The sequence below is a fragment of the Candidatus Protofrankia californiensis genome (assembly GCF_900634765.1).
Classification (GTDB): Bacteria; Actinomycetota; Actinomycetes; order Frankiales; family Frankiaceae; genus Protofrankia; species Protofrankia californiensis.
This window is the reverse complement of the sequence record NZ_CAAAFT010000095.1, coordinates 3,722-7,999: the sequence shown is the minus strand read 5'-3', so window position 1 is coordinate 7,999 and position 4,278 is coordinate 3,722. Positions and strand designations below refer to the sequence as shown.

Annotated in this window: 4 protein-coding genes and 1 pseudogene; all 5 read left to right on the top strand. The window is 66.3% G+C overall.

Going from position 1 to position 4,278, the window contains the following annotated elements; genetic code table 11:
* The coding region (sdhC, locus tag DD1DGNOD_RS05645) for a succinate dehydrogenase, cytochrome b556 subunit (RefSeq protein WP_131769614.1) at positions 1-343 on the top strand (343 nt) is incomplete at its 5' end.
* A complete protein-coding gene (locus tag DD1DGNOD_RS05640) occupies positions 343-780 on the top strand; it encodes a succinate dehydrogenase hydrophobic membrane anchor subunit (RefSeq protein WP_131765560.1) in 438 nt (145 codons plus the stop codon). The genes sdhC and DD1DGNOD_RS05640, both read left to right, overlap by 1 nt.
* A 29-nt stretch (positions 781-809) precedes the next feature.
* Complete coding sequence (gene sdhA / locus DD1DGNOD_RS05635) at positions 810-2,564, top strand: succinate dehydrogenase flavoprotein subunit (RefSeq protein ID WP_131765559.1); 1,755 nt, start codon at positions 810-812, stop codon at positions 2,562-2,564.
* A gap of 316 nt (positions 2,565-2,880) precedes the next feature.
* Positions 2,881-3,645 (top strand): succinate dehydrogenase iron-sulfur subunit, encoded by a 765-nt coding sequence (locus DD1DGNOD_RS05630; protein ID WP_131765558.1) that lies wholly within the window; start codon positions 2,881-2,883, stop codon positions 3,643-3,645.
* A gap of 76 nt (positions 3,646-3,721) precedes the next feature.
* Positions 3,722-4,278, top strand: a pseudogene (locus tag DD1DGNOD_RS26570) (hypothetical protein); the annotation flags it as partial.

The window sequence follows — 4,278 nt, the reverse complement described above, 5'->3', positions numbered from 1 at the left end:
TTGGGTTGCCCACAGGATCACAGGCGTACTGATCTTTTTCTTTCTGTTCGCCCACGTCCTGGACACCGCGCTTGTACGGGTGTCCCCGTCGTCCTATGACACCGTGATCGCGACATACAAGAGCCCGATCGTGAACCTGATGGAGGTGGGACTTGTAGCGGCGGTCCTCTTCCACGCACTCAACGGGATCCGGATCGTACTGATCGACTTCTGGGGGTCCGGTCCTCGCTTCCAGCGCCAGATGCTGTACACCGAGCTCGTGGTGTGGGTCATCCTGGTCGTCCCCGGCACCTACTACATGATCAAACATACGATCGAGACCCTGTTCGGGAGCGCGTCCTGATGGCGACAACGATCGACGGCGCGCCCGCCCCGGTCATCGAGGCTCCGCGCAGCCCACGACGCCGGCCCACAAGCTCGAAGGCGCGAACGAACTTCGAGCTCTACGCCTGGCTGTTCATGCGCGTCTCCGGGATTCTGCTGGTCTTTCTGGTGCTCGGCCACCTGTTCATCATGAACATTCTTGATGGCGGTGTGCAGCGGATCGGCTTCGGCTTCGTCGCTGGCCGCTGGGCCTCGCCGTTCTGGCGAACCTGGGACCTGCTGATGCTCGTTCTCGCCGAACTACATGGGACTAACGGCCTGCGAACCGTCATCAACGACTACGCTGAGCGGCCACAGACCCGGTTCTACCTGAAGATGTTGCTGTACGTGTCGACGTCCCTGGTGGTCACTCTGGGAGCACTGGTCATCTTCACCTTCGACCCGAACATCTCCTGATAGCGCCTGGGAAGGCGGAGGTCCAAGCGGTGCAGATTCACAAGTACGACACGGTCATCGTGGGTGCCGGCGGCGCGGGTATGCGCGCGGCACTCGAATCCGGCAAGCGGTGTCGCACCGCCGTGCTGACCAAGCTGTATCCCACCCGCTCCCACACCGGCGCGGCCCAGGGCGGTATGTGCGCGGCCCTGGCCAACGTCGAGGAGGACAACTGGGAATGGCACACCTTTGACACGATCAAGGGCGGTGACTATCTCGTAGATCAGGATGCCGCCGAGGTCATGTGCAAGGAGGCCATCGACGCGGTCCTCGACCTGGAGAAGATGGGCCTGCCGTTCAACCGGACCCCCGAGGGCCGCATCGACCAGCGCCGGTTCGGCGGCCACACCCGTGACCACGGCAAGGCGCCCGTCCGCCGCTCGTGCTATGCCGCCGACCGCACCGGCCACATGATCCTGCAGACTCTCTACCAGCAGTGCGTCAAGCACGACATCGAGTTCTACAACGAGTTCTACGTGCTGGACCTGCTGATCAGCGAGGGTGTCGCCGTCGGCGTGGTCGCCTACGAACTGGCCACCGGCGAAGTACACGTCTTCCGGGCCAAGTCGGTGGTGTTCGCCACCGGCGGTTTCGGCAAGGTCTTCAAGGTCACCTCGAACGCGCACACGCTGACCGGTGACGGCATGGGCATCATCTTCCGGCGGGGGCTGCCTTTGGAGGACATGGAATTCTACCAGTTCCACCCGACCGGTATCTGGAAAATGGGCATCCTGCTCACCGAGGGCGCCCGCGGTGAAGGCGGAATCCTGCGTAACCGGGACGGCGAGCGCTTCATGGAGCGCTATGCGCCGACCATCAAGGACCTCGCCCCCCGAGACATGGTGGCCCGGGCCATCTACACCGAAATCCGCGCCGGCCGCGGCTGTGGCACCGACGGCGACCACGTCTACCTCGACCTGACGCACCTGCCCCCGGAACAACTCGACGCAAAACTCCCGGACATCACCGAGTTCGCCCGTACCTACCTGGGCATCGAGCCCTACACGGACCCGATCCCGATCCAGCCGACCGCCCACTACGCCATGGGCGGCGTCCCGACGAACATCAACGCCGAGGTCCTGCGGAACAACACCGACATCGTCCCGGGCCTTTACGCCGCGGGCGAGGTGGCATGCGTCTCCGTGCACGGCGCGAACCGGCTCGGCACCAACTCGCTGCTGGACATCAACGTCTTCGGCCGCCGGGCCGGAATCGCCGCGGCGCAGCACGCGGTGGAAGTTCCCGCCCATGCCGAACTCCCGGACAACCCGGCCGATTTCGTCGAGGGACTGCTCACCCGCCTTCGCGACGGCGCCGGATCCCAGAACGTGGCGGCGATCCGCCGCGAGCTTCAGGAAACAATGGACGTCAACGCGTCGGTGTACCGCACCGAGGCGACGCTGAAGCAGGCGGTCGGCGACATCGCCGGGTTGAAAGCCCGATACCAGCATGTCGGCGTCATCGACCGGGGCCGCCGTTACAACACCGAACTCCTGGAAGCGGTCGAGCTGGGCTTCCTGCTCGACCTCGCCGAATGCCTGGTCACCAGCGCGCTGGCCCGCAACGAGTCCCGCGGGGGGCACTCCCGCGAGGACTATCCCACCCGTGACGACGTGAACTTCCTGCGTCACACCATGGCCTACCGCTCCGGGCCGCTGGCCGCCGCCGCACCCGACGCGGAGATCCGGCTGGACTACAAGCCCGTGGCCATGACCCGTTACCAGCCCATGGAGCGCAAGTACTGACCGCGTGGCCCGGGTGGCCGGCGGACCCGCGGGGACCCTGCCCGGTATCGAGGGTCCCCGCCCCGTAGCGGCCACCCGGTTTCGCGCCGCTCCACGACGCCGTGAGAAAACGTAAGAAGACGTCGTAAGAGCCCGTGACCGATGAGATCGCCCGTACCTGCACCAGCGCGCTCCGGCTCCCTCGGACCGCGGCCACGATCCCTGACACGAAATCCTTTTCGAGTCCGGGGTGCGAGGCTTCGACGTTCGGGGCACTCGCGGCGCGGTCTATGATTTGCTGACCCGCGTTGCGGGTCCGATGTGAGAAAGGTCCGGCGTGACTGTCACCGACGATCTATCAACCACCGTACCGGCCGACGCCAGCTCCAACACCTCGGGTGGACGGACCGTCACGCTGAAGATCAGGCGCTTCAACCCCGAGGTGAGCAACGAAGCGCACTGGGAGAGCTACTCGGTCCCGTTCGACCCCAGTGACCGGCTGCTGGACGCCCTGCACTACGTGAAATGGAATCTCGACGGGTCGCTGTCCTTCCGGCGGTCATGCGCGCACGGCGTGTGCGGCTCGGACGCCATGCGGATCAACGGCGCGAACCGGCTCGCCTGCAAGGTGCTGGTCAAGGACCTCGGCTCGGAAATCTCGATCGAACCCATCAAGGGACTTCCGGTCGAGAAGGACCTCATCGTCGACATGGAGCCGTTCTTCGACGCGTTCCGGGCGGTCAAGCCGTATCTCATTCCCGAGGGACACGAACCGACCCGGGAGCGGCTGCAGTCCGCCGCCGACCGGGAACGCTTCGACGACACCACCAAGTGCATCATGTGCGCGGCCTGCACCACGTCGTGCCCGGTCTTCTGGAATGACGGCGACTACTTCGGACCGGCCGCGATCGTGGCCGCGCATCGCTTCATCTTCGACAGCCGGGACGCCGCCAGCGACGAACGCCTGGAAATTCTCAACGAGCGCGAAGGCGTCTGGCGCTGCCGGACGACGTTCAACTGCTCGAACGCATGCCCGCGTGGGATCCAGGTCACCAAGGCCATTGCGGAGGTCAAGCGCGCGCTCATCTTCCGGCGCTTCTAGCGGACCGACTCGCGTCGGCCGGTACGCGACGCAAGCCGGGTCGGCCGGTACACGCAGTCGGGAAGGACGGACGGCGATGACCCTCAAGGCCGTTGCGCGGGTCACGGTATCCGCTGTCGTGCTACTTGCGCCAGGCCTGCTGCTGGCCGGCGCAGCCGGCTGTTCGTCCGACTCCCCCACGCCCCCACCGGCCGCGATCCCCACCGGCATCGCACCCACCGAGGCCGGTGGGGTGCCCGCGCCCCTTGCCGACGCCTACCACGCGACCATCACGCGGGGGACGGCACGAATCCGCTTCAACGATCAGGCGAGCTTCGCGTCCGCGTCCGGACGTAAACAGATCGTCTCCATCAGCGGTACCGGCACGGTCGACTTCGCCAACAGCACCAGCCAGACCGTGCGTGACGTGGCCGGCGGGGGCAGGAGCGAGATCCTGCTCATCGGCCCCGACCTCTACCAGCGCAGGGTCCCGCCCGCCGATGCGCCGAACTCCACCCGCTGGACCCGTGTCGTCCCAGGCGCCGGTGGCAACAACTCGGCGACACCCGGCCCGGGAACAACCACCCAGCCCGGGGCCGGCGACGCCGTCGCACTGCGGGTCGGATTCCTCAGCGGGGCCTCGACCCCGGTGAC

Bases quoted from the DNA above. Each gene is read 5' to 3' on its own strand.
- DD1DGNOD_RS05640 (WP_131765560.1), top strand. From the start codon at position 343: ATGGCGACAACGATCGACGGCGCGCCCGCCCCGGTCATCGAGGCTCCG.